The 2,878-nt window shown below is 75.5% G+C and carries 3 protein-coding genes; 2 read left to right on the forward strand and 1 reads right to left on the reverse strand.

Features of this window, described 5'->3' with window-relative positions; translation table 11 throughout:
* Nucleotides 1–142 (reverse strand): helix-turn-helix domain-containing protein (locus tag H5J30_RS25230; protein WP_220189346.1); only part of this gene is annotated, 142 nt, incomplete at its 3' end.
* A 112-nt stretch (nucleotides 143–254) separates the two neighbouring features.
* On the opposite strand from H5J30_RS25230, the gene H5J30_RS25235 reads away from it, so the two are divergent.
* Both H5J30_RS25235 and H5J30_RS25240 read left to right on the forward strand, forming a co-directional pair.
* The gene (locus tag H5J30_RS25235) at nucleotides 255–1,973 is read left to right on the forward strand and encodes an IlvD/Edd family dehydratase (protein ID WP_181789651.1); all 1,719 of its coding nucleotides are present in this window, start codon (nucleotides 255–257) and stop codon (nucleotides 1,971–1,973) included.
* 9 nt (nucleotides 1,974–1,982) lie between these two features.
* Nucleotides 1,983–2,878: zinc-dependent alcohol dehydrogenase (locus H5J30_RS25240; protein ID WP_181789652.1), on the forward strand; the 896-nt coding region annotated here is incomplete at its 3' end.

Raw genomic sequence — 2,878 nt, forward strand, 5'->3', positions numbered from 1 at the left:
CCGAGCCGTGCGCGATGCCCAGCTCCGCCGCCACCTCCGTCGCCGACATCGGCGCGCCGGTGAGCAGCGAAACGATGCGGATACGCAGCGGGTTGGCCAGCGCACGCAGCGGCACGAGCGGCGAGTCATTTTCCCAAGACATGTGGGGATAATAGGCCAGGCGGGCGCCGACGGCCAGCACGCCGACGGGTAGGCAGGTGCGCAGTAACCGTTTACTGTGCGGGTGTTCGCCCCTGCGACTCCAAGGACGGTGTATGGCTGCCGAGCTGCGAAGCGCCCAGTGGTACGGGGGTACGGACCGGAACGCCTACATCCACCGCGCGTGGATGCGCCGCGGCCTGCCCCGCGACGCGTTCTCCGGCCGCCCCCACATCGCGATCGCCAACACGGCCTCCGACCTGACCCCCTGCAACTCCCACCTCACCGAGGTCGCCCGCTCCGTGCGCGACGGCGTGCACGAGGCCGGCGGCGTGCCGCTGGAGCTGCCGGTGGTCTCGCTCGGCGAGACCCAGGTGCGCCCCACGGCGATGCTGTGGCGCAACATGGCGGCGATGGCGGCGGAGGAGATGTTCCGCGCCAACCCGGTCGACGGCCTGGTCCTCCTCGGCGGCTGCGACAAGACGATCCCCGCGCTGCTCATGGCCGCCGCCTCGGTGGACCTGCCCGCGCTCGTCGTCCCCGGCGGGCCGATGCTCACCGGCACGTTCCGCGGCAAGCCGTTGGGCTGCGGCACGGACGTGTGGCGGCTGAGCGAGGAGGTGCGCGCGGGCGAGCTGTCCGAAGGGGACTTCACCCGCTCCGAGTCGTCCATGATCCGCAGCCGCGGGCACTGCAACACCATGGGCACGGCCTCCACGATGGCCGTGCTCGCCGAGGCGCTGGGCATGGTGCTGCCGGGCCTGGCCGGCACGCCCGCGCCCGACAGCCGGCTGCTGGAGGCGGCGCACGAGTCGGGGAAGCTCTCGGTCGAGCTGGTACGGGAGGGGCGTACCCCGTCGCGGGTCGTCACCGCCGCCTCGTTCCGCAACGCGATCGTCGCGCTCGCCGCCACCGGCGGCTCCACCAACGCCGTCGTGCACCTCCTCGCCCTCGCCGGCCGCCTCGGCGTGGAGTTGAGCCTCGACGACTTCGACCGCGTCGGCGCGGACGTACCGCTGCTGGTGGACCTGCTGCCGGCGGGGCGGTTCCTGATGGACGACCTGTACCGCGCCGGCGGGCTGGCGGCCGTCCTCAACGAGGTGCGCGACCTGCTCGACCCGGCGGCGCTCACCGTCACCGGCCGCCCGCTCGTGGACCACCTGGACGGCGCGCGCATCTGGGACCCCGAGGTCGTCCGCACCCGCGACGCGCCGCTCCAGCCCGCCGCCGGCATCGCCGTGCTCCGCGGCAACCTCGCCCCGTCCGGCGCCCTCATCAAACCCGCCGCCGCCTCACCGGAGTTGCTGCGGCACCGCGGGCGGGCGGTCGTCTTCGACAGCATCGAGGACTTCCACGCCCGCATCGACGACCCGGACCTCGACGTCGACGCCGACTCGGTGCTCGTCCTGCGCGGCTGCGGCCCGCGCGGGTACCCCGGCATGCCGGAGGTGTCGAACATGCCGCTGCCGCGCAAGCTGCTGGAGCGGGGCGTACGCGACATGGTGCGGGTCTGCGACGGCCGGATGAGCGGCACGGCGTACGGGACGGTGGTGCTGCACGTCGCGCCGGAGGCGGCGGCGGGCGGCCCGCTGGCGCTCGTCCGCACCGGGGACCGGATCAGCCTCGACGTCGAGGGCCGCAGCCTCACGCTGGACGTCCCCGACGCGGAGCTGGCGGCCCGTACGCCCAACGAGGCGACGGTCGCGGGCTACGCGGCGCCGCGGCGCGGGTGGGAGCGGCTGTACGTGGACCACGTGCAGGGCGCGGACACCGGGGCGGACCTGGACTTCCTGGTGGGCTCCTCCGGTGCCGGGGTGAGCCGTGAGTCGCACTGAGGGCCGGCGTTGAGGGCGTTCGTGCTGCACGGCGCGGGCCGGGCCGGCGTCGAGGACGTCGAGCCGCCGGTCGCGGGGCCGGGCGAGGCGGTGGTGGACGTCGCGCGCGTGGGGGTGTGCGGGACGGATGTCGAGCTGTACTCGGGCGAGTTGCAGTACCTCCGCGACGGCCGCTCCCGGTTCCCCGTACGCCCCGGGCACGAGTGGTCGGGCCGGGTCGCGGCGGTCGGCGCGGGCGTGGACCCCGGCTGGGTGGGGCGCCGGGTGATGGGCGACACGATGCTGGGCTGCCGCGCCTGCCGCCGCTGCCGGGGCGGGCGGCAGCACCTGTGCGAGGACCGCCAGGAGGTGGGCATCCTCGGTCGCGCGGGCGCGCTGGCGGCGCAACTGGCCGTCCCGGCGTCGTCGTTGCACGCCCTGCCGGACTCGGTCGACGACGCGCTGGGCGCCCTGGTGGAACCGGGCGGCAACGCGCTGCGCGCGGTGCGCGCGGCGGACCTCGCGCCGGGCGACCGGGTGCTGGTGACGGGGCCGGGCACGATCGGCCTGCTGGTCGCGATGTTCGCCCGCCGGGCGGGCGCGGAGGTCCACCTCCTGGGCCGCGACCCCGCAACGCCGGAGTTCACGGCGGCCCTGGGCTTCGACCGCTGCTGGACGGCGGAGTCCCTGCCGCCGCTCCCGTACGAGGCCGTGATCGACGCCTCCAACGCGGAGTCGCTCCCGGCCCGGGCGGTGGAGTGGGTGGAGCCGGGCGGCCGGGTGGTCTTCATCGGCCTCGCGGGCACCCCGAGCCTGCTGGACACCCGCGCCCTGGCGCTGAAGGACGCCACGGCGGTGGGCATCCTCAGCGCGTCCCCGGGGCTGGCGGCGACGATCAGGGCGTACGCGGAGGGGGCGGTCGACCC

Source organism: Streptomyces phytophilus (assembly GCF_013870535.1).
GTDB classification, from domain to species: domain Bacteria; phylum Actinomycetota; class Actinomycetes; order Streptomycetales; family Streptomycetaceae; genus Streptomyces; species Streptomyces phytophilus.

Bases quoted from the DNA above. Each gene is read 5' to 3' on its own strand.
- H5J30_RS25235 (WP_181789651.1), top strand. From the start codon at position 255: ATGGCTGCCGAGCTGCGAAGCGCCCAGTGGTACGGGGGTACGGACCGG.